This is a genomic window from Skermanella pratensis (assembly GCF_008843145.1).
Classification (GTDB): domain Bacteria; phylum Pseudomonadota; class Alphaproteobacteria; order Azospirillales; family Azospirillaceae; genus Skermanella; species Skermanella pratensis.
The window spans coordinates 3,402,501-3,421,977 of the sequence record NZ_CP030265.1 but is presented as its reverse complement, the minus strand read 5'-3'; the positions used below and the strand labels follow the sequence as shown (position 1 = coordinate 3,421,977).

18 protein-coding genes and 1 pseudogene (1 of these 19 running past the window's edge) are annotated in these 19,477 nt (G+C 67.5%); 8 read left to right on the top strand and 11 right to left on the bottom strand.

Annotation, left to right across the window (positions count from 1 at the left end; all coding sequences use genetic code 11):
* Window positions 1-31: 31 nt before the first annotated feature.
* From lysA to argH, 3 genes are read right to left on the bottom strand one after another with little or no spacing between them, the layout of a single operon-like run.
* Complete coding sequence (gene lysA, locus DPR14_RS15560) at window positions 32-1,300, bottom strand: diaminopimelate decarboxylase (protein WP_158045960.1); 1,269 nt, start codon at window positions 1,298-1,300, stop codon at window positions 32-34.
* A complete protein-coding gene (locus tag DPR14_RS15555) occupies window positions 1,297-1,530 on the bottom strand; it encodes a hypothetical protein (RefSeq protein ID WP_158045959.1) in 234 nt (77 codons plus the stop codon). The genes lysA and DPR14_RS15555 overlap by 4 nt, the downstream gene beginning before the upstream one ends.
* Window positions 1,527-2,942, bottom strand: a complete 1,416-nt coding sequence (gene argH / locus DPR14_RS15550; protein WP_158045958.1) for an argininosuccinate lyase — start codon at window positions 2,940-2,942, stop codon at window positions 1,527-1,529. The genes DPR14_RS15555 and argH overlap by 4 nt, the downstream gene beginning before the upstream one ends.
* A gap of 61 nt (window positions 2,943-3,003) precedes the next feature.
* Between argH and DPR14_RS15545 the strand changes: the two genes are divergently transcribed.
* Window positions 3,004-3,603, top strand: coding sequence for a TlpA family protein disulfide reductase (locus tag DPR14_RS15545; protein ID WP_246148204.1), 600 nt, complete (start codon window positions 3,004-3,006; stop codon window positions 3,601-3,603).
* 95 nt (window positions 3,604-3,698) lie between these two features.
* Window positions 3,699-4,706, top strand: coding sequence for an alpha/beta fold hydrolase (locus tag DPR14_RS15540; RefSeq protein ID WP_246148202.1), 1,008 nt, complete (start codon window positions 3,699-3,701; stop codon window positions 4,704-4,706).
* Window positions 4,707-4,712: 6 nt separating this feature from the next.
* Here DPR14_RS15540 and DPR14_RS15535 read toward each other — a convergent pair whose 3' ends face one another.
* Window positions 4,713-5,063: a DUF3140 domain-containing protein gene (locus tag DPR14_RS15535; protein ID WP_158045955.1), complete on the bottom strand. Its 351-nt coding sequence runs from the start codon at window positions 5,061-5,063 to the stop codon at window positions 4,713-4,715.
* 153 nt (window positions 5,064-5,216) lie between these two features.
* On the opposite strand from DPR14_RS15535, the gene DPR14_RS15530 reads away from it, so the two are divergent.
* Complete coding sequence (locus tag DPR14_RS15530) at window positions 5,217-5,453, top strand: type II toxin-antitoxin system CcdA family antitoxin (RefSeq protein WP_246148200.1); 237 nt, start codon at window positions 5,217-5,219, stop codon at window positions 5,451-5,453.
* Window position 5,454: 1 nt separating this feature from the next.
* Window positions 5,455-5,775, top strand: coding sequence for a CcdB family protein (locus tag DPR14_RS15525; protein ID WP_192498964.1), 321 nt, complete (start codon window positions 5,455-5,457; stop codon window positions 5,773-5,775).
* Between the two features lie 66 nt (window positions 5,776-5,841).
* Here DPR14_RS15525 and DPR14_RS15520 read toward each other — a convergent pair whose 3' ends face one another.
* The 6 genes from DPR14_RS15520 to DPR14_RS15495 form a co-directional block, all read right to left on the bottom strand.
* On the bottom strand, window positions 5,842-6,714 hold the full coding sequence (locus DPR14_RS15520) for a 3-hydroxybutyryl-CoA dehydrogenase (protein WP_158045952.1): 873 nt from the start codon (window positions 6,712-6,714) through the stop codon (window positions 5,842-5,844).
* Between the two features lie 33 nt (window positions 6,715-6,747).
* A complete protein-coding gene (locus DPR14_RS15515; RefSeq protein WP_158045951.1) occupies window positions 6,748-7,689 on the bottom strand; it encodes an electron transfer flavoprotein subunit alpha/FixB family protein in 942 nt (313 codons plus the stop codon).
* Window position 7,690: 1 nt separating this feature from the next.
* Complete coding sequence (locus DPR14_RS15510; RefSeq protein WP_158045950.1) at window positions 7,691-8,440, bottom strand: electron transfer flavoprotein subunit beta/FixA family protein; 750 nt, start codon at window positions 8,438-8,440, stop codon at window positions 7,691-7,693.
* Between the two features lie 172 nt (window positions 8,441-8,612).
* Window positions 8,613-9,182, bottom strand: coding sequence for a cob(I)yrinic acid a,c-diamide adenosyltransferase (locus DPR14_RS15505; protein WP_158045949.1), 570 nt, complete (start codon window positions 9,180-9,182; stop codon window positions 8,613-8,615).
* Window positions 9,183-9,231: 49 nt separating this feature from the next.
* A complete protein-coding gene (locus tag DPR14_RS15500) occupies window positions 9,232-9,429 on the bottom strand; it encodes a twin transmembrane helix small protein (RefSeq protein WP_158045948.1) in 198 nt (65 codons plus the stop codon).
* A 67-nt stretch (window positions 9,430-9,496) separates the two neighbouring features.
* Window positions 9,497-11,194: an acyl-CoA dehydrogenase family protein gene (locus tag DPR14_RS15495; RefSeq protein ID WP_158045947.1), complete on the bottom strand. Its 1,698-nt coding sequence runs from the start codon at window positions 11,192-11,194 to the stop codon at window positions 9,497-9,499.
* Window positions 11,195-11,305: 111 nt separating this feature from the next.
* On the opposite strand from DPR14_RS15495, the gene DPR14_RS15490 reads away from it, so the two are divergent.
* Complete coding sequence (locus DPR14_RS15490; RefSeq protein WP_158045946.1) at window positions 11,306-12,760, top strand: GH1 family beta-glucosidase; 1,455 nt, start codon at window positions 11,306-11,308, stop codon at window positions 12,758-12,760.
* Between the two features lie 57 nt (window positions 12,761-12,817).
* Here DPR14_RS15490 and ccrA read toward each other — a convergent pair whose 3' ends face one another.
* Window positions 12,818-14,101 (bottom strand): crotonyl-CoA carboxylase/reductase, encoded by a 1,284-nt coding sequence (ccrA, locus tag DPR14_RS15485; protein ID WP_158045945.1) that lies wholly within the window; start codon window positions 14,099-14,101, stop codon window positions 12,818-12,820.
* Between the two features lie 397 nt (window positions 14,102-14,498).
* On the opposite strand from ccrA, the pseudogene DPR14_RS15480 reads away from it, so the two are divergent.
* The 3 genes and pseudogenes from DPR14_RS15480 to DPR14_RS15470 all read left to right on the top strand — a co-directional run.
* Window positions 14,499-16,480, top strand: a pseudogene (locus tag DPR14_RS15480) (methylmalonyl-CoA mutase family protein).
* Between the two features lie 144 nt (window positions 16,481-16,624).
* The gene (locus DPR14_RS15475; protein ID WP_158045944.1) at window positions 16,625-17,890 is read left to right on the top strand and encodes a metallophosphoesterase family protein; all 1,266 of its coding nucleotides are present in this window, start codon (window positions 16,625-16,627) and stop codon (window positions 17,888-17,890) included.
* Window positions 17,887-19,477, top strand: partial view of an ATP-binding protein gene (locus tag DPR14_RS15470; RefSeq protein WP_158045943.1) — the start only. Its footprint extends 1,934 nt past the window's final position; the window shows 1,591 of its 3,525 coding nt (coding positions 1-1,591); it begins with the start codon at window positions 17,887-17,889; its stop codon lies off the right edge, out of view. The genes DPR14_RS15475 and DPR14_RS15470 overlap by 4 nt, the downstream gene beginning before the upstream one ends.

Genomic DNA, 19,477 nt, shown 5'->3' with positions numbered 1-19,477 from the left:
CCCCCATAGAACGCTCCTTGCCGATGTCCCGTCAGGGATCAAGCCACGCCGGCACCTGTTCCGCCGCCAGCATCTCCTCGACGGTCGGCCGGCGGCGGACGACCGCATGGTCGGCCCCCGAGACCAGCACCTCGGGGATCAGCGGGCGGGTGTTGTAGCTGGACGACATCACCGCGCCGTAGGCTCCCGCCGACAGGAATGCCACCAGATCTTCTTGGTCCAAATGTGGCAGGACCCGCTGCACCGCGAAAGTATCCCCCGACTCGCAGACCGGCCCGACGACGTCGATCGGCGATCGCGGCGCGTCGGAAGACGGTTCGACCACAGGAAGGATGGTGTGCCAGGCATCGTAAAGCGAGGGGCGGATCAGGTCGTTCATCGCCGCGTCGACGATCAGGAACTCGCGGTGCAGCCCGGTCTTCCGGAAGATCACCCGGGTCACCAGGATGCCGGCGTTGCCGACCAGCGCCCGTCCGGGCTCCAGCGTCACGTGGCAGCCCAGGTTGCCGGTGATGCTCCTGACCATTCCGGCATAGGCGCCGACGGCCGGCACCTCCTCGTCCCGGTACAGGATGCCCAGGCCGCCGCCCAGGTCCAGGCGCTTGATGTCGTGCCCGTCGGCGCGCAGCGCATGGACCAGTTCGACCACCCGCTCGAAGGCGGCGCGGAAGGGCTCCAGGCTGGTCAGCTGCGACCCGATATGCACCGCGACGGCGACGGGGGCGATCCCCGGCAGGGCGGCTGCGCGGGCGTAGATCTCGCGCGCGTGGTCGATGTCGATGCCGAACTTGTTTTCCTTCTTGCCGGTCGCGATCTTGGCGTGGGTTCGGGCGTCCACGTCGGGGTTGACCCGGATCGCGATCGAGGCTGTCCGGCCCATCGAGGCCGCGACCTGGCTCAGGGCCTCCAGCTCGGGGATCGATTCGACGTTGAGCTGGAAGATGCCGGCCTCCAGGGCTGCCCTCATCTCGCCGCGGGTCTTGCCGACGCCGGAGAAGACGATCCGGTCCGCCGGCACGCCGCCGGCGAGCGCCCGGCGCATCTCGCCTTCCGACACCACGTCGGCGCCGGCGCCCATCCTGGCCAGGGTGCGGATCACGGCGAGGTTGGAGTTCGCCTTCAGCGCGTAGCAGATTCCGGTATCGGTCCCCTCGAAGGCGGTGGCGAAGGCGCGGTAGTTCGCTTCGAGCGCCGCGGACGAATAGCAGTAGAACGGCGTGCCGACTGCCGCCGCGAGGGCGGGAAGGGCGACGTCCTCGGCATGCAGCACGCCGTCGCGATAGGTGAAGTAAGGGCTCATGGCGTGGTCGGCTGGGACTGCGTTGGGGCCGTCTGCGTCGGGGCCGGGGCCTGCCTCTGGGGTTGCGGCAGCGGCTGCGGGTCGAGGGCGGGGTTGGGATAGGTGCCGGGGAAACGGTCGGCTGCGCGGCCCTGGGGCGGCTCGACATAGCCGGGCTTCTTGCCGCAGGCGGCCAGGGCGAGGACCGCGAGGCCGGCGGCCGCCAAGCGGAGCAATGCCGGCCGGCTCACAGGAAACGCTCCCGCGCGGCGGCCACGGCTTTGCGCACGGTCTCCGGCGCGGTACCGCCGAAGCTGGTCCGGCTGGCCACCGAGGCATCCACCGTCAGCACGTCGAAGACGGCCTGGCTGATGCGCGGCTCGACCGATTGCAGGTCGGCGAGGCTGAGATCGGCCAGCTTGGCGTTCCTGTCCTCCGCCAGCTTGACGATTCGTCCGGTCACGTGGTGGGCTTGGCGGAACGGCAGCCCCAGCACCCGCACCAGCCAGTCCGCGAGGTCGGTGGCGGTGATGAAGCCGGCCTCGGTCGCGGCCCGCATCCGGCCGGCGTCAGGCGTCATGTCGCGGACCATCCCGGCCATCGCGGCGACGCACAGTCCGAGCGTGTCGTCGGTCTCGAACACCGGTTCCTTGTCCTCCTGCATGTCCTTGGAATAGGCCAGCGGCAGCCCTTTCATGACGATCAGCAGCCCGCCCAGAGCGCCGATCACGCGGCCCGACTTGGCGCGGACCAGTTCCGCCGCGTCCGGGTTCTTCTTCTGCGGCATGATCGAACTGCCGGTGGTGAAGGCGTCGGTCAGCCGGATGAAGCGGAAGGCGTCGCTGCACCAGACCACGATCTCCTCCGCCAGGCGGGAAAGGTGGACCGCGCAGATCGCCGCGGCGCCGAGATATTCGAGCGCGAAGTCCCGGTCGGACACGGCATCCAGCGAATTGGCCGTCGGCCGGTCGAAGCCCAGCGCCTCGGCCACGCCGTGACGGTCGATCGGGAACGACGTGCCGGCCAGCGCCGCCGACCCCAGCGGGCACTCGTTCAGCCGCGCGCGGGCATCGCGCATGCGGCCCCGGTCGCGGCCCAGCATCTCCACATAGGCCAGCAGGTGGTGCCCGAAGGTCACCGGCTGGGCCGTCTGCAGGTGGGTGAAGCCGGGCATCACCGTGTCGGCGTGCCGTTCCGCCAGGTCGATCATGGCGGACTGCAGGTCCTTCAGCCCGGCGTCCAGGCGGTCCAGCGCATCGCGCACCCAGAGGCGGAAATCGGTCGCCACCTGATCGTTGCGGGACCGCGCGGTGTGCAGGCGGCCGGCCGGTTCGCCAATCAGTTCGGCAAGCCGCGCCTCCACGTTCATGTGGATGTCTTCCAGTTCGGTCTTGAACGTGAAGCTGCCGCCGGCAATCTCATTGGCGATGCGGTCGAGACCTTCGATGATCCTGGACGCATCGTCCTTGCCGATGATGCCCTGCCGGGCGAGCATGGCGGCATGGGCCTTGGAGCCCGCGATGTCCTGGACCGCCAGACGCTGATCGAATCCGATCGACACGTTGATGCGTTCCATGATCGAGGAAGGTCCGCTTGCGAAGCGTCCGCCCCAAAGCTGGTTGGCGGCGCTGCCGGCATTCTTGGGTGTTGCTTGGTCGGTCATGGGATGCGGTTTGTTCGGGGCCAGGGAAGCTACGGGACGGGATATGAAAAAGGTGGTCAGTATGCGTAATTTAGTCGCCGCCGCAATGCTCGGCATCGTCTGCGCCGCCGGATGGTGGGTCGCGAGCGACGCAGGGCAGGCGAACGCGGCCCGTCCGCCGCTCGAAGGCACCATGGAAAAGTTCAAGCCGGCCGACCAGCCCCGGCCGGTCCCGGAGCTGAGCTTCATCACCGCGGATGGTGGGCGCGGCGATCTGTCCGACTTCAAGGGCAAGGTGGTCCTGCTGAACCTGTGGGCGACATGGTGCGCGCCGTGCGTCCGGGAGATGCCGTCGCTCGACGCCCTGCAAGGCCGACTGGGCGGCGAGGACTTCGAGGTGATTGCCCTGTCCCTCGATCGCGGCGGCAGGAACGTGGTCCAGCCCTTCTTCGACCGGGTCGGCGTGCGCAACCTGACCATGTACCTGGACCCGCAAAGCGCCGCCATGGGCGCGCTGAAACCCCGTGGCCTGCCGACCACCTTGGTGATCGACCGGGACGGCTTCGAACTCGGCAGGCTGGAAGGCGATGCGGAGTGGGACAGCGAGGAGGCCGTCCGGATGCTCCGGCATTTCATCGACGAGGGCGTCCGGCCGCCCAGGATGATGAAGACCGGCGGGTAGCGCCGGAACATTCCCCAGCCCACCCGGTTCCCTGAGTCATGAATGCCGCAGTGCACGCCGATGCCCTGCGGTCACGAACCATTCCGGAGGACTCAGTGTACGGCTATCGACCACCCCAGGTCTCGCGAACCGGAAAGATCCTCGCCGCGTCGGCGGCGGCCCTGGCCGCCGCGGCGCTCTACAACACATGGCGGACGCGCAAGGCGGAGCGAGAGCACCCGCCCTCCGGGCGTTTCGTGAACGTCGACGGCGTACGTCTCCACTATATCGAGCGGGGCGAGGGCACTCCGATCGTCCTGCTGCACGGCAACGTCGTCACCGCCGAGGATTATGTCTGGAGCGGCGTGTTCCACCGACTGGCCGCACGCCACCGGGTCATCGCCATCGACCGTCCCGGCTTCGGCTACAGCGATCGGCCGCACGGGTCGATGTGGACGGCGCGGGAGCAGGCGGACCTGCTGCGCGACGCCTTCGCCCAACTCGGCATCGACCGCGCCGTCATTGTCGGCCATTCCTGGGGCACGCTCGTCGCCCTGGAACTGGCACTCAGCCACCCGGACACGGTGAGCGGCCTCGTCTTGCTGGCGGGATATTACCAGACGACCTTCCGGGCCGACGTGCCGCTGGTGGCTGCACCCGCCGTACCCGTTCTCGGCGACGTGCTGCGCTATACCCTGTCGCCCCTCGTGGGATCGGCGCTGATGACGCCGACCTTGAAGGCGATGTTCGCCCCGCTGCCGGTGCCCGAACTTTTCGACCGCGAATTCCCCCGCGTCTTTCCCGTACGTCCGGGACAGATCCGGGCCGAATCGCAGGATGCGGTCACCATGGTGCCGGCCGTATACGGGATGGAGGAGCGCGTCCGCGACCTGCGCATTCCGGTGACGATCTTCGCCGGCACCGAGGACCAGGTGGTCGACTACGAAACCCATGCGGTCTGGCTGCATGAGACCATACCCGGCAGCGACCTCCACCTGGTTCCGGGGGCCGGCCACATGGTCCACTATGCGGTACCTGACGAGGTCGCCGACGCCATCGAGCAGACGGCCCGCGGCAATCGGGTCGGCGCCCAACGGGTTCCCGGTCTCGCCGCGCATCCCTGAGGGTTCTCAGCCGCTTTTCCTGAGGGGGTCGTGGCCCCAGTTCATCAGGCTGTAGCGCCAGCGGGACGTCTCCACATCATGGGACGGACCTTGTGCGCAGTGCCGACGGACATAGGCCACGACCTTCCTCATGTGGGCATAATCGTCGTCCGTCAGGTCGCCCTGCTTCGTGCCGGCGATCTCGACGATGCGGCGGCCGGAGTGGTGGCCGACCGATTCGTCCTCGCCGTCGCGGGTGAAGCCGACGCCCTTGCTTTCCTCCTTTTCCAGCCAGCGCTCCAGCTCTTTCGGCGTCATATTGACGGCGTCGCGGTATTCGCTGCGGATCTTCGCCTTTTCCCCATCGCTGAGCGACATGCGTGCTTCCTTGCCGTGAGGGGGTGGTTCCGGAACGGAAAGTCTTTTCCGTTACAGGAACATGGCGGCATGCTCCCGGAAGAAAAGGGAGGAGCTTTGACAGAACGCGCTCCGTGCGCATAATCTGTGCGCAACGACTTGATGAGGATGGACATGACGCGGGGAACGGCATTGCGAAAGCCTACCAACGTCTCGGCTCGGGCCGATTTGGTCGTTGAAGCCAAGTCACTCGGCATCAACCTGTCCGAAGTCTTCGAAGACGCGCTGGAGGACGCGGTCGCGGCGGCCCGGCGGAAACGGTGGATCGAGGAGAACCGCCAAGCATTCGAGGACTATGACAGGTTCGTCGAAGCACATGGAATTTTCAGCGCCGGAAGGCGGCTTTTCTGACGTGCGCTTTCTCGATGTCTGCCTCAATCCATCGGCCCAGGGGCGGGAGGATCACCCGGTTCCCTTCCTGTTGGTTGTTCAAAGCGACTTCGTCCAAGTTCAACGGTCCCGGGTCGTCGTGCCTTTGGTCCGGGCCGGCGCTGTCGGGACGGTGATAGCCCGCCTGATGCCCGTGTTCGAGATCCGGGATGAACCGGTCGTCATGATGACGCCGCAGATCGCCGGCATCTCGACCGCGGAGATCGGGCCTGTCGTGGCAAGTCTCGCCGATCACAGGCTCGCCGTCAGGACCGCTATCGATATCCTGACCGGCGACCTCTGACAAAAAAGCAAGGGACCCGCCGGTCAGCGGGTCCCTTGTCGGTCTGCCGTGGATAGTGAACGACGCTCAGCGCGTCGGAACCGGCACTTCCTTGCTGTAGTCGTAGAAGCCGCGGCCGGCCTTGCGCCCGACCCAGCCGGCTTCGACATACTTCACCAGCAGCGGGCAGGGCCGGTACTTGCTGTCGGCCAAGCCGTCATAGAGCACGTGCATGATCGCCAGGCAGGTGTCCAGGCCGATGAAGTCCGCCAGCTCAAGCGGACCCATCGGGTGGTTGGCGCCAAGCTTCAGCGCGGTGTCGATCGCCTCGACCGAGCCGACGCCCTCGTAAAGGGTGTAGACCGCCTCGTTGATCATCGGCAGCAGGATACGGTTGACGATGAAGGCCGGGAAGTCTTCCGCCACGGCGGCTTTCTTGCCCAGCTTCAGCGTCAGGTCCCTGACCGCCTGGAAAGTCTCCTCGTCGGTCGCGATGCCGCGGATCAGCTCCACGAGCTGCATCACCGGCACCGGGTTCATGAAATGCATGCCCATGAACTTGGCCGGCCGGTCGGTCACCGCGGCCAGCCGCGTGATCGAGATCGACGAGGTGTTGCTGGCGATCAGCGCGTCGGCCTTCAGGTTGGGGACCAGACGCTTGAAGATTTCCCGTTTGACTTCCTCGGCTTCCGTCGCCGCCTCGATGACGAGGTCGCAATCCCCGAACATCGCCAGATCGGTGCCGGTGGTGATGCGCTCGATGGCCATGTGCCGGTCGGCTTCGCTCACCTTGCCTTTGGCAACCTGACGTTCCAGGTTCCTGTCGATATTGCTCACCGCCTTGTTCAGCGCATCGGCACTGATGTCGGACAGTTTGACGTCGAAGCCTGACACTGCGCAGACATGGGCGATACCCGCACCCATCTGCCCGGCTCCGATGACACCGATCTTCTGAATCATTTATGTTCCTTGCGGCGACGTTTGAGGAAGGGGTTATCGCACCTTGTCCAGTTCCTCCGTCAGCTCGGGAACGACCTTGAACAGGTCCCCCACGAGGCCGTAATCGGCGACCTGGAAAATCGGCGCTTCCTCATCTTTGTTTATGGCCACGATGACCTTGGAGTCCTTCATCCCGGCCAGGTGCTGGATCGCACCGGAGATACCGACCGCAATGTAGAGCTCGGGTGCCACGATCTTACCGGTCTGACCGACCTGATAGTCGTTGGGAACGTAGCCGGCGTCCACCGCCGCCCGGCTGGCGCCGACCGCGGCGCCCAGCTTGTCGGCCAGTGTCTCCAGCATATGGAAATTCTCGCCGGACTGCATGCCCCGGCCGCCCGACACGATGGCCTTGGCGCTGGTCAGTTCCGGCCGCTCCGACTTGGACAGCTCCTGTCCGACGAACTTGGACAGGCCGGCATCCGCACCGGTTGCCGCATCCTCGACCGTGGCGCTGCCGCCCTCGGCCGGGGCCGCGTCGAAGGCAGTGCCGCGCACGGTGATGATCTTGACCGGGTCGGAAGACTGGACGGTGGCGATCGCGTTGCCGGCATAGATCGGCCGGTCGAACGTGTCGGCGTCGTGGACGCCCACGATCTCGGAGATCTGGGCCACGTCGAGCAGGGCGGCGACCCGCGGCATGACGTTCTTGCCGAAGCTGGTCGCCGGGGCCAGCACGTGGCTGTAGCCTTTGGCCAGATCGACGATCAGCGGGGCCACGTTCTCAGCCAGGCCGTGGGCATAGGGCTCGGCGTCGGCGACCAGCACCTTCGAGACGCCCGCGATCCTGGCCGCCGCTTCGGCGGCGCCCTTGGCGTTGGCGCCTGCGACCAGGACATGGACGTCGCCGCCCAGCTTGGCGGCGGCGGTGACGGTGTTCAGGGTGGCGGGCTTGATCGTGCCTTCGGCGTTTTCCGCGATGACGAGGACGCTCATATCAGATCACCTTGGCTTCGTTCTTCAGCTTGTCGACCAGTTCCTGCACCGTCTTGACCTTGATGCCGGCGGAGCGCTTGGGTGGCTCGACCACCTTCAGGGTCTTCAGGCGCGGTGCCGGATCGACGCCGAGATCGGCCGGCGAAACCGTCTCGATCGGCTTCTTCTTCGCCTTCATGATGTTCGGCAGCGACGCGTAGCGCGGTTCGTTGAGGCGCAGGTCGGTCGTCACCACGGCCGGCAGCTTCAGCTCCACCGTCTCCAGGCCGCCGTCCACTTCGCGGGTCACGGTCACGGTCTCGCCGCCGGGCACCACCTTGGACGCGAAGGTCCCCTGGGCCCAGCCGAGCAGGGCCGCCAGCATCTGGCCGGTCTGGTTGGCGTCATCGTCGATCGCCTGCTTGCCCATGATGACGAGCTGCGGCTGTTCCTTCTCGACCACGGCCTTGAGCGCCTTGGCGACGGCCAGCGGCTGCAGGTCGGCATCGGTCAGCACATGGACGGCCCGGTCGGCCCCCATCGCGAGCGCGGTGCGCAGGGTTTCCTGGCAGGCTTGGACGCCCAGGCTGACGGCGATCACTTCGGTCGCCGCCTTCGATTCCTTCAGACGAACCGCTTCTTCAACCGCGATTTCATCAAACGGGTTCATCGACATCTTAACGTTGGCAGTCTCGACTCCCGAGCCGTCCGCCTTGACGCGGATCTTCACGTTATAGTCGACCACCCGCTTAACCGGGACGAGGACTTTCATTTCAAATCCTTAGTTATCGGTACACGACAGTGGCTCATGCCCGCGCGGCGGCATGACCGCAGTGCACAAAATACACCGCGAGCGGTGGCGAACCATAGGATTTGGCATCAACCGTGTCAATCTGAAGGCATGGCTGAAGGCATGACGCGGCAGAGCCGGCCTCCAGGGCCTATCAACGGTTGGCGCCGGGCACCCACAGCACGTCGAGCGCGCCTTTGTCGTTCACATAACGGCTGAGGACGAACAGGTGATCCGACAGCCGGTTGATGAATCTCAGCGCCGGCCCGCCGACGGGCTCGTGCTCGGCCAGTTCCGTCATCAGCCGCTCGGCGCGCCGCGCCACGGTGCGGGCGAGATGCAGATGGGCCGCGGCGGGAGTGCCGCCGGGCAGGACGAAGCTCTTGAGCGGGCTGAGCTCCGCGTTCATGGCGTCGATCTCGCGTTCCAGGCGCTCCACCTGCGCGTCGGCGATGCGGAGCGGCGGGTAGGGCGGGTTCTCCTGCTCGGGCGTGCACAGGTCGGCACCCAGGTCGAACAGGTCGTTCTGGATCCGCGACAGCATGGCGTCGATCCCGGGATCATCCGCGGTCGACAGGCGTGCCAGCCCGATCACGCTGTTCGCCTCGTCCACCGTGCCGTAGGACGCGACGCGCAGGTCGTGCTTGGCGACGCGCTTGCCGTCGCCGAGAGAGGTCTGTCCCTTGTCGCCGCCCCGGGTGTAGATCCGCGTCAGCTGCACCATGCGGGGTGCCCTCCTGGTACCGGTTGTTCTTGACTTGCTTCGCGCGGGCTCAGGCCGACGAGGCGATGACGGCGAGGACGAACAGCACCAGGGCGACCCCCTGAAGGATCACGCGCAGCCGCATCATGCGGTTGCCGTACCTGTCGTTGAACTCGCCGCCACGGACCATGGCGAACAGACCGACGAACAGCGCGCCAAGGACGGCGAGCATCGCCACGACCAGGAGAAATGTCAGAATTCCGCTCATCCCCTGGATATAGTGTGCCGCCCTCCCGCCGCACAGCCCCGTTTCGGCCGTTCCGCCGTTCCGCCCGTCAGTTCCGCCGGCCGAGCAGCCCGCGCGCGATCACCTGCGCCTGGATCTCCGCCGCACCCTCGAAAATGTTCAGGATGCGGGCGTCGCACAGCACGCGGCTGATCTGGTACTCGGTCGCATAGCCGTTGCCGCCGTGGATCTGCAGGGCGTTGTCGGCGTTGGACCAAGCGACCCGGGCGGCCAGCAGCTTCGCCATGCCCGCCTCGATGTCGCAGCGGCGGTCCTGGTCTTTCTCGCGCGCGGCGAAGTATGTCAGCTGCCGGACCAGCATGGTCTCGACCGCCATCCAGCCGATCTTGGCGGCGACCCGGGGGAACTTGATCAGCGGCTTGCCGAACTGCACCCGGTCGATGGCGTACTGGAGCCCCAGCTCCATGGCGTTCTGGGCGACGCCGGTAGCGCGCGCGGCGGTCTGGATACGGGCGCTCTCGAAGGTCTCCATCAGCTGCTTGAAGCCCTGGCCCTCGACGCCGCCCAGCAGGTTCTCTGCCGGGACCTCGAAGCCGTCGAAGCCGATCTCGTACTCTTTCATGCCGCGGTAGCCCAGCACCTCGATCTCGCCGCCGGTCATGCCCTCGGCGGGGAACGGCTCCTCGACCGTGCCGCGCGGCTTCTCCGCCAGCAGCATCGAAAGGCCGCGGTAGTCGGTGGTGTTCGGGTCGGTGCGGACCAGCAGCGTCATAAGGTCGCTGCGGGCGGCGTGGGTGATCCAGGTCTTGTTGCCCATCACCTTGTAGGTGTCGCCCTCGCGCACAGCGCGGGTGCGGAGCGAGCCCAGGTCCGACCCGGTGTTCGGCTCCGTGAAGACGGCGGTCGGCAGGATCTCGCCGCTCGCCAGCTTGGGGAGCCACTTCTCCTTCTGCTCCTGGGTGCCGCCCAGGCGGATCAGCTCGGCCGCGATTTCCGACCGGGTGCCCAGGGAACCGACGCCGATATAAGCCTGGCTCAGCACTTCGGACACCACGCACATGGCGGTCTTGCCCATGCCCAGGCCGCCGAACTCCTCCGGCACGGTCAGGCCGAAGACGCCCAGTTCGGCCATCTGCTCGACCACTTCCAGCGGGATCAGCTCGTCGCGCTCGTGCCAGCCATGGGCGTGGGGCACGACCATGTCGGCGGCGAATCGGCTGAACTGGTCGCGCACCATGTCCAGCGTCTCGTCCTCCAGCGCCAGCTTGCCGAAGGTGTGATGGTCGGCGACCAGCTCCGCGATTCGCAGCCGCACCGGCGCTGCGGCGCCGTGGTCGATCAAGGTCGTGACGGCGTCGGTCCGGTACGCGGCCAGCGCCCCGGCGGGCACGCCCAGGTCGCCGGGGCGGACGATCTCCACCTGGCTCAGCGGGACGCCGCCGACCAGCTGCGCCAGATACTCGCCGAAGGCCGCCTGAAGCATCAGCGACTCAAGCTCCCCCAACTCGCCGACGGCATCCAGGCGGTTTGCCCAGCCGAGCATCTGGCGCAGGCCCTCGACATATGTCGCCATCCAGGCATAGCCGTGCGCCGCGGTCTGGTTCGCCTCCAGCAGGTCGGCGTCGATCTTGCCGCCGGGGGCGGTCACGATCCCCAGCACCGACGCGCGCGCACTCTCCACAAGCCGTTCCGCGGCGGGCAGGGCCTCGGCGCAGAGCGGCAGCAGATCGTTGAGCAGCAAGGCGGCGGACGAGGCGGAATCGAGCTTGACGGCGACGCTGGTCATAATGGGCTCCGTGTACTAAATGCAGGCCGGGCTGCGTGTTGTTCTGCAAAATGCGGGATGGTGTGCACTGCGTCAATGAAACAATGGAACGATCCGAGAGGCTGCCAAGCAATGTTCGCGAAAGAGGGTGCGGGTGTAACTCTTGGTCGCCGGGAGTTCCTGGGGGTTGCGGCGGGGGCCGCGCTGGCCGGTGCCGATATCGTCTCCGGAAGTGTTCCCGCGGCAGCCCGACAGGCGGTCCGGTTTCCTGACGGGTTCGTGTGGGGCACGTCAACCTCCTCCTACCAGATCGAGGGAGCGGCCGACGCCGATGGCCGCGGCCCCAGCGTGTGGGACACGTTCAGCCGCACGCCGGGCAAGGTCATCAACAGCGATACCGGAGACGTCGCTGCCGACCACTACAACCGCTACCTCGAAGACGTCGCCCTGATGGCCGACGCGGGGCTGAAGGCATACCGGTTCTCCGTCGCCTGGCCGCGCATCCAGCCGACCGGCACCGGCCCGGCGAACGCCAAAGGCCTGGACTTCTACGACCGCCTCACCGACGCGCTGCTCCGGCGCGGGATCGAGCCTTGGCCGTGCCTCTATCACTGGGACCTCCCCCAGGCGCTCCAGGACCGGGGCGGCTGGGGCAACCGCGACATAGCGTCCTGGTTCGCCGACTATGCCCTGATCGTCGCCGGCCGGATCGGCGACCGGGCCAAGCATTGGGTCATGCTGAACGAGCCTTCGGTGGTCGCGATCTTCGGCCACGGCCTCGGCGGCCACGCTCCCGACCTGCGGGGACGCGCCAGCTATTGCGCCGCGATCCACCACCAGAACCTCGCGCAGGGCAGGGCGCTTGCCGTCCTGCGCGCCGCCGGCGGCAAGGACTGGCAACTCGGCACCGTGCTCAGCGTCCAGCCGGTCAAGCCGGCTGCCGGCTCCGACTCCAACCGCCATGCGGCGGCGCAGTGGGACGCGGTCTGGAACCGCGCCTGCCTCGACCCGCTGTTCAAGGGCGAGTACCCCGACAGCCTGATCGCCGACTTCAAGCCGCTGATCAAGCCGGGCGACATGGAGACGATCCGCCAGCCGGTCGATTTCCTGGGACTCAACTACTATAGTCGAATGCATCAGGTGGTCGATCCCGGCGGCTTGTTCGGCACCAATTTCGGCCCGTCGCCGGAAGGGACGAAGCACACCGACATGGGCTGGCCGATCGAGCCGGACGGCCTCTACGAGCAGCTGATAGAGTTCCGCGACCGCTACGGCAACCCGCCGGTCTATGTGACGGAGAACGGCGCGTCCTATGGCGACTGGGTCGGGCCGAGCGGCAAGGCCGAGGACGGCGCCCGGATCTTCTTCATCCGCGACCACCTGCTGGCCTGCCACCGCGCGATCCGGGACGGCGCGGACCTGCGGGGATATTTCGTCTGGACCCTGCTCGACAACTTCGAATGGGGTTACGGCTACACCCAGCATTTCGGCCTGGTACAGGTCGACCGGGAGACGATGGAACGCCGCCCGAAGGCCAGCTACTACTGGTACGGCGACGTGGCGAAGGCGAACGAGGTGCCTCTCTGAACTCAAGCCGCCGGGGAGGTCGTCCCCGGCGGCTTCGGAACAGAGGCCTGGGCGCCCCTACGCCTCCGACACGTCCTCCAGGGTCCGCAGGCCCGGCGTCCGCGCGTTCACCAGCACGGCCATGTTGCCCGGCTTGTGCTCGTTGCGGAGCATCTTGGTGTGGGCGCGGGGGATGTCCTCCCACGAGAAGACTTCCGACATGCAGGGGTCCAGGCGCCGCTCGATCACCAGTTGGTTGGCCTGGCTGGCCTGCAGCAGGTTGGCGAAGTGGCTGCCCTGGATGCGCTTCTGGCGCATCCACACGAAGCGGGCGTCGAAGGTCAGGTTGAAGCCCGACGTGCCGGCGCAGAACACGACCATTCCGCCGCGCTTGACCACGAAGCAGGAGACCGGGAAGGTCTGCTCGCCCGGATGCTCGAACACGAAGTCGACGTCGTTGCCCTTGCCGGTGATGTCCCAGATCGCCTTGCCGAAGGGGCGCACCCGCTTCATGTACTCGGCATAGGCGGCGCTGTCGTCCACGTCCGGAAGCTGGCCCCAGCAGTCGAAGTCCTTGCGGTTCAGCACGCCCTTGGCACCGAGCGACAGCACGAAGTCGCGCTTGGTCTCGTCCGAGATCACGCCGATCGCGTTGGCGCCGGCCGTGGCGATCAGCTGGATCGCCATGGAGCCGAGGCCGCCCGAGGCGCCCCAGACCAGCACGTTGTGGCCCGGCCGCAGGATGTGCGGGCGGTGGCCGAACAGCATGCGGTAGGCGGTCGCCAGGGTCAGCGTGTAGCAGGCGCTCTCTTCCCAGGTCAGGTGCTTCGGCCGGGCCATCAGCTGGCGGGCCTGCACGCGGCAGAACTGGGCGAAGGAGCCGTCCGGAGTCTCGTAGCCCCAGATCCGCTGGGAGGTCGAGAACATCGGGTCGCCGCCGTTGCACTCCTCGTCGTCGCCATCGTCCTGGTTGCAGTGGACCACGACCTCGTCGCCGATCTTGAACCGCTTGACCTTGCTGCCGACGGCCCAGACGATCCCCGACGCGTCGGAACCGGCGATGTGGTACTCGGCCTTGTGCACGTCGAACGGCGAGATGGGCTTGCCCAGGCCGGCCCAGATGCCGTTGTAGTTGACGCCGGCCGCCATGACCATGACTAGGACCTCGTCCTGTCCGATCTCCGGAGTCGCGACGACTTCGAGCTGCATGGCCTTCTCGGGCTCGCCGTGACGCTCCCGACGGATCGCCCAGGCGTGCATCTTCGCCGGCACATGGCCCAGCGGCGGGATCTCGCCCACGTCGTAGAGGTCCTTGACCGCCGGACCGGCCGGGCGGGTGATGACGTTCGCTGCCTCGGTCATGCCTTGTTCCTCAAAACCTTTTTCTGCCGCAGGATACCCCGATACGGCCGTATCGAACTTCGCTGCATATGCGTCGATGTCGAGACGCCCTGAAGCTTAAAACCCTATGGATCGTAGAGTTTGCGCAGTCTAAACAGGATGATCCTTCCGATGCAACGCACAATACGGTAAATTGTTTCACCGGTCACCTGGTCACTGAAACAATCAGTCGAAAGCACTATCGGTTGGAAAAAGGACGTTCGCACCCGCGGCATGGGATGGCTCCACGGGATGGTGTTCCATCGGATGGGATCGTGCCGCTTGCGGGCTCGCGGCCGCCGATGTTAGCGGAGATAAGTCGCCCGCCGGCTGGGGGTGACCGGGATCACATGAATCGTGCGAAGGGGAAAGCGCCGTAATGAGTGGACATCGCGACAAGCCCTGGCTGATCCGGACCTATTCCGGCCATTCGACCGCCGCCGCCTCCAATGCGCTGTACCGGACGAACCTGAAGCGGGGACAGACCGGCCTTTCCGTCGCCTTCGACCTGCCGACCCAGACCGGCTACGACAGCGACCATCCGCTGGCCAGGGGCGAAGTCGGCAAGGTCGGCGTTCCGGTCTGCCATCTCGGCGACATGAGGACGCTGTTCGACGGCATCCCGCTGGGCGAGATGAACACGTCCATGACGATCAACGCGACGGCGCCGTGGCTGCTGGCGCTCTACATCGCCGCCGCGGAGCAGCAGGGCGCCGGCCGGGCGCAGCTCGCCGGGACGACCCAGAACGACATCATCAAGGAATATCTCAGCCGCGGCACCTACATCTTCCCGCCCGAGCCGTCCATGCGGCTGACCACGGACATGATCGCCTTCACCTACCGTGAAGTGCCGAAGTGGAACCCGATGAACGTCTGCTCCTACCACCTGCAGGAGGCGGGGGCGACGCCGGTGCAGGAGCTGGCCTTCGCGCTCGCGACCGCCTGCGCGGTGCTCGACGCCGTCAAGGCGTCGGGGCAGGTCCCGGCGGAGGACTTTCCCCAGGTGGTCGGGCGAATCAGCTTCTTCGTCAACGCCGGCATCCGGTTCATCACCGAGCTGTGCAAGATGCGGGCGTTCACCTACCTGTGGGACCAGATCACCCGCGACCGCTACGGCATTGAAGACCAGCAGTTCCGCCGCTTCCGCTACGGCGTCCAGGTCAACAGCCTGGGACTGACCGAGCCGCAGCCGGAGAACAACGTCTACCGCATCCTGATCGAGATGCTGGCCGTCGTCCTGTCCAAGGACGCCCGCGCCCGCGCGGTCCAGCTTCCCGCCTGGAACGAGGCGCTGGGCCTGCCGCGGCCGTGGGACCAGCAGTGGAGCCTGCGCCTCCAGCAGATCGTCGCGTTCGAGACCGACCTGCTGGAATACGGCGACCTGTTCAACGGCAGCCACGTCATCGACTCCAAGGTCGAGGAGCTGATGGCCGAGGCGCTGGACGAGCTGGCCCGGATCGACTCCATGGGTGGCGCCATCGCCGCCGTCGAGTCGTCCTACATGAAGCAGCGGCTGGTCGAGTCGAACACCCGGCGCCTTGCGGCGATCGAGGCCGGCGAGCAGATCGTGGTCGGCGTCAACAAGTTCACCGAATCAGCGCCGTCGCCGCTGACCGCCGGCGATGACGGCGGCTTCCTGGCCGTCGATCCCCAAGCGGAGGCGGATCAGCTCGCCCGCCTCGAAGCCTGGCGCGCCGCCCGCAACCCGGCCGACGTCGAAGCGGCCCTGGCCGACCTGGGCGAAGCCGCCCGCGACGGGCGCAACATCATGGAGCCCAGCATCCGCTGCGCCCATGCCGGCGTCACCACCGGCGAGTGGTCCGCCGTGCTGCGCGGCGTGTTCGGCGAGTACCGCGCCCCCACGGGTGTCGGCAAGGCGGCCAGCGCCGGCGGCGCCGACAGCTCGGCCACCGTGCGCGAGCGGGTCACCCAGGTGTCGGAACGGCTCGGCCGGCGGATCAAGATGCTGGTCGGCAAGCCGGGACTGGACGGCCATTCCAACGGGGCGGAGCAGATCGCGGTGCGCGCCCGCGATGCCGGCATGGAAGTGGTCTACGAGGGCATCCGCCTGACCCCGGCGCAGATCGTCAACGCCGCCCTGGAGGAAGGGGTTCATGTCGTCGGCCTGTCGATCCTGTCCGGCAGCCACGTGGCCCTGGTGACCGACGTGCTCGACCGGATGCGCCGCCTGGGCCTGGGCGAGATCCCCGTCGTCGTCGGCGGCATCATCCCGCCGGAGGACGAGCGGACCCTGAAGGCCGCCGGCGTGGCCCGCGTCTACACCCCAAGGACTACGACCTGACCGCCATCATGGACGACATCGTCAGCTTGGTGGACGAACGGGGGGAACAGGCCGCATAGCATCGTATTCGGCCGCTGATGGACGCGGATTACTCCGGTATCCGTGTCCATCAGCGTTCATCTGCGGCCAAAGAACCCCAACCTCTTGCGTCTTTCGGCTGTTCGGGATACTACCTGTCGTATTGAGCAGGGTCCGAGGCAGCCATGAAGTTCATCCACGCCGCCGATATCCATCTCGACAGCCCGCTGGTCGGACTGGCCGCCTACGACGGCGCGCCGGTCGATTTGCTGCGGGGCGCCACCCGCCGAGCCTTCCAGGCGATGGTCGACTTGGCGCAGGAGGAGGCGGTCGATTTCGTGGTGATCGCCGGCGACCTGTATGACGGCGACTGGCGCGATTTCAATACCGGCCTGTTCTTCGTCCAGCAGATGTCGCGCCTGCGTCAGGCCGGCATCCCCGTCTTTCTGATCCACGGCAACCACGACGCCGAAAGCCAGATCACCCGCAAGCTGCCGCTGCCGGAGAACGTCACCGTCTTCTCCTCCCGCAAGCCGGAAACGCACCTGCTTCCCGCCCTGAAGGTCGCCCTGCACGGACAGAGCTTCAAGCAGCGGGAGGTGGTCGACAACCTGGCGGCCGGGTACAAGCCGCCGGTGCCGGGACACTTCAACATAGGCCTGCTGCACACCTCGGCTGACGGGCGCGAGGGCCATGCCGGCTACGCGCCGTGCGATCCCGCCGACCTCGCCCGCCACGGCTACGACTACTGGGCGCTTGGTCATGTCCATACCCGCGAAATCCTGAACGAGCACCCTTACATCGTCTTTCCGGGCAACCTCCAGGGGCGCAACATCCGGGAAACCGGCGCCAAGGGCTGCATGATGGTCACCGTCGAGGACGGTCATGTGACCCGGCTCGACCACCGCCCGGTCGACGTGCTCCGCTGGGCCCTGGTCGATGCCGACCTGACCGGCTGCGAATCGCCCGGCGAGGCGCTGGCCCGGGTCCGCGGCGCGCTCGAAGCGGCGGCCGGCGGGTGCGAGGGCCGGCCGCTGGCCGCCCGGCTGCGGCTGACCGGTGCCACCCCGCTTCATGGCGGGCTGCTGTCCCGGCAGGATTCCTTCATGGCGGAGGTGCGGGCGGTGGCGCTCGACCTGGGGGCCGACGCGGTCTGGATCGAGAAGATCATCGGCGCCACCCGGCCGATGCGCGACCTCGTCACCCTCAGCCTGCGCCAGGACGCGGTCGGCAGCCTGCTGCGCTCCCTCGACAGCCTCACGGCCGATCCGGAGCTTCAGGCGACCATCCGATCCGAGCTGGACGAGCTGATGGGCAAGATGCCGCGCGAACTGGACCGCCAGCATGACCAGGGCGAGGAACTCGCCGGGTTGAAGGACCCCGCCGCCCTGATCGCCGACGCCAGGGCGATCGTATTGTCACGCCTGCTCGACCGGGAGCTCGACCGATGAGACTGATCCGCCTGGGCCTCGACCGTTTCGGTCATTTCACGGACGGCGGGATCGATCTCGGCACCCGGCCGGACTTCCATATCGTCTGCGGCAACAACGAGGCTGGGAAGACGACGACGCTCCGGGCGCTGAGCGACCTGTTCTTCGGGATCGAGACGCGCTCGCCCTACAACTTCAAGCATGATTACGCCGACCTGCGCCTGACCGCGGAGATCGAGGCGGCGGACGGCAGGCGGCTGGCCTTCCAGCGGCGCAAGGGCCGGCAGAACACCCTGCTGGACGCCAACGGATCGGGCACGCTTCCCGATACCGCCCTGGCCGCGTTCCTGGGCCCGATCGACCGCGACTTCTTCGAAGGCATGTTCGGGCTGGACCACAACCGGCTGCGCCGGGGCGGCGAGGACATCCTGGCCGCCCGCGGCGATGTCGGGCAGAGCCTGTTCGGGGCGGGCGCCGGGGTGATGGGCATCTCCCAGGTGCTGGCCGAACTGGACGCGGAGGCGAACGCCCTGTTCTCGTCCCGCCGGGTCGCGTCGAAGCCGTTCTACCAGGCGCTGGACCGCCACGCCGACGCGCGCAAACGGCTGCGCGAGGCCGTGGTCAGCGGCGACGAGTGGCGCCAGGTCCAAGCCGACGCCGAGGCCGCCGAGGCGAGAATCCGGGAGTGCCGGGAACGTCTGAACCATCTGCAATCCGCCCGCGCCAAGGCGGAGCGCATCCGCCGCACCCGCCATCTGGTCAGCCAGATCGCGGAGCTGGAGGACTGCCTGGGCACCCTGGCCGATGCCCTGGTGCTGGCGGAGGACGCGGCCGACCGGCGGCAGGCCGCCCTTCGCCAACGCGACGAGGCATCCCGCGACGTGGAACGCTGCGGCGCCGTCGCCGCCAAGCTGGCCGAGGAGCTGGACGGCCTTACCGTTCCCGAGGCCATGCTGGCGAGCGGTCCCGGGATCGAGGCCCTGCACGAGCAGCGGGGTGCGATCCGCGACCAGCGCGCCGATCTGCCCAAGCGCGAGAGCGAGCTGCGTCAGCTGCGCGACCAGGCCGCCGACCTGCTGAGGCGGCTCGGCTCGCCCCTGCCGGTCGAGCGGGCGGCGGAAGCGATCCCTCCCAAGTCCGTCCTTGCCGATGTCCGCGCCCTCATCGCGGAGGAGGGCAGGCTGCGCGCCCGGTCCGATGCGGCCGCCGACCAGCTCGCCGGAAGCAGGGTCGAGGCGGCCCGGCTGGAGGCTCAGCTCGAAGCCATCGGCACGCCCGCCGACGCCGCCGTCCTGACTGCCGCCATCGCCGAGGTGAAGGCGCGCGGAACCCTGGAACAGACCCTCGCCGAGGGGCAGGCCCGGCTTGGCCGCCTCAAGGAGCGGATCGCTGCCCAGGTCGCGAGCTTGCCCCTGTGGCAGGGATCGCTCGGCGCCCTGCTCCAGGCCAAGGTGCCGGACGACAGCACAGTCACCCGATTCGAGAAGGAGTTCGCCGATCTCGAAGCGCGCTCGACGCGGGCGCGGGAGAAAGCCGAGGAGTTGCGGACGCAGCTCAGCCAGCTCGACGCCGAACTGTCGGCCTTGAAGGGAACCACCGAGATTCCGA

What these genes read in the sequence shown, in the direction of transcription:
- lysA (WP_158045960.1), bottom strand. Translation starts at nt 1,300, where the DNA reads ATGAGCCCTTACTTCACCTATCGCGACGGCGTGCTGCATGCCGAGGAC.
- argH (WP_158045958.1), bottom strand. Translation starts at nt 2,942, where the DNA reads ATGACCGACCAAGCAACACCCAAGAATGCCGGCAGCGCCGCCAACCAG.
- DPR14_RS15545 (WP_246148204.1), top strand. Translation starts at nt 3,004, where the DNA reads ATGCGTAATTTAGTCGCCGCCGCAATGCTCGGCATCGTCTGCGCCGCC.
- DPR14_RS15535 (WP_158045955.1), bottom strand. Translation starts at nt 5,063, where the DNA reads ATGTCGCTCAGCGATGGGGAAAAGGCGAAGATCCGCAGCGAATACCGC.
- DPR14_RS15530 (WP_246148200.1), top strand. Translation starts at nt 5,217, where the DNA reads ATGACGCGGGGAACGGCATTGCGAAAGCCTACCAACGTCTCGGCTCGG.
- DPR14_RS15520 (WP_158045952.1), bottom strand. Translation starts at nt 6,714, where the DNA reads ATGATTCAGAAGATCGGTGTCATCGGAGCCGGGCAGATGGGTGCGGGT.
- DPR14_RS15515 (WP_158045951.1), bottom strand. Translation starts at nt 7,689, where the DNA reads ATGAGCGTCCTCGTCATCGCGGAAAACGCCGAAGGCACGATCAAGCCC.
- DPR14_RS15510 (WP_158045950.1), bottom strand. Translation starts at nt 8,440, where the DNA reads ATGAAAGTCCTCGTCCCGGTTAAGCGGGTGGTCGACTATAACGTGAAG.
- DPR14_RS15505 (WP_158045949.1), bottom strand. Translation starts at nt 9,182, where the DNA reads ATGGTGCAGCTGACGCGGATCTACACCCGGGGCGGCGACAAGGGACAG.
- DPR14_RS15500 (WP_158045948.1), bottom strand. Translation starts at nt 9,429, where the DNA reads ATGAGCGGAATTCTGACATTTCTCCTGGTCGTGGCGATGCTCGCCGTC.
- DPR14_RS15495 (WP_158045947.1), bottom strand. Translation starts at nt 11,194, where the DNA reads ATGACCAGCGTCGCCGTCAAGCTCGATTCCGCCTCGTCCGCCGCCTTG.
- DPR14_RS15490 (WP_158045946.1), top strand. Translation starts at nt 11,306, where the DNA reads ATGTTCGCGAAAGAGGGTGCGGGTGTAACTCTTGGTCGCCGGGAGTTC.
- ccrA (WP_158045945.1), bottom strand. Translation starts at nt 14,101, where the DNA reads ATGACCGAGGCAGCGAACGTCATCACCCGCCCGGCCGGTCCGGCGGTC.
- DPR14_RS15475 (WP_158045944.1), top strand. Translation starts at nt 16,625, where the DNA reads ATGAAGTTCATCCACGCCGCCGATATCCATCTCGACAGCCCGCTGGTC.